Annotated in this window: 3 protein-coding genes; all 3 read right to left on the bottom strand. The window is 67.8% G+C overall.

Going from position 1 to position 1,024, the window contains the following annotated elements; genetic code table 11:
• Positions 1–2 precede the first annotated feature (2 nt).
• Complete coding sequence (locus ACZ5CR_RS47515; RefSeq protein ID WP_468870309.1) at positions 3–179, bottom strand: hypothetical protein; 177 nt, start codon at positions 177–179, stop codon at positions 3–5.
• Positions 180–423: 244 nt separating this feature from the next.
• Positions 424–714, bottom strand: coding sequence for a hypothetical protein (locus tag ACZ5CR_RS47510; protein WP_468870308.1), 291 nt, complete (start codon positions 712–714; stop codon positions 424–426).
• Between the two features lie 39 nt (positions 715–753).
• A partial coding sequence (locus ACZ5CR_RS47505; RefSeq protein WP_468870306.1) for a hypothetical protein occupies positions 754–1,024 on the bottom strand: 271 nt, incomplete at its 5' end.

The raw sequence follows: 1,024 nt of genomic DNA, 5'->3' as shown, positions 1-1,024 counted from the left end.
ATCTACCAGTCGCCGCAGGCGGCACACCAGGGGCCCTTGCAGATGCGGCAGTGCTTCTCGCGGGCGAGCTCACACTCCCAGCAGACCCCGTAGCCCTTGTCCTGAATCGCCCCGATCCGCTTCTCCTTGGCGGCCAGCTGGGCCCTCTGGCTCGCCGAGTGCTTCTCGATGGTGGTCATTGCTGTGATTCCTCGCGGGTGTCGTCGGTGTTGGCGTTCCCCCTTCACCGCTTGGGTTAATTCTACTATCCATGATGGGGGTGTCCAGTCCCGGAACGTGATCTCCGATACATACAACTCGCCTGCGGTGAAACCTGCCTGGGGCTCCACGAGCCACCTGCCTCGTTCACCTACGGGGCGAACGACCCCTCCTGCGCAGGTTCCGTCCGCGCCGGCGCATCACCTTCGAGGTGTGTAGCGGTCATCAGAGGTCGCCGTTCCAGTCCAGTTGCCGCTGCAGATGGACCGCGTACAGGCCCAGCGCCTGGCGGAACCAGGCGCCGGTGAGCTGCGGCTGCTCGCCGCGGCCGTGCGCTTGGCGGTCGGCGACGGGACGGGCGGACTCCCACGCCGTGTATTGGGCGGGAGAGAGACCAGGTGCGCGGCGACCCGCATAGCGGTCGTCGAGCTCGTCGGTCATCACGCGCAGGCGGGCGAGGTCGTCGGGGTGTTCGGAGAGCATCTGACGGATTGTGTCGGGGGTGTGGTCGCTCACGGTTGGGCCCTCTTCTTTCTCGTACAGGAGATGTGAGAGTCAGCGCCCGGTCTGCTTCTCGCCGGGATGGAGGATGACGAGAGCGGCGAGGGCGCGGCCGGGCCGGGTGTGGGGGCGCTCCTCGTAGAGCCGTCCCACGATGAAGTCCCGTTCCAGGTGGCGTTCGAGGTGGCGGAGCCAGCCTGCGGCCACGGATCCGGCGCTGAGCTCGGCCATGTGGGTGTGGCAGTCGGGGACCTTCACGCCGTGCCAGGTCAGGGTCACGGCCGGAATGCCTTCCAGCAGGGTGGGCTGGGCGCGCCAGCCCGGG

It is taken from the genome of Streptomyces sp. NPDC031274, assembly GCF_055570235.1.
The sequence above is the reverse complement of the archived record's forward strand: the minus strand, read 5'-3'. Positions and strand labels throughout refer to the sequence as shown.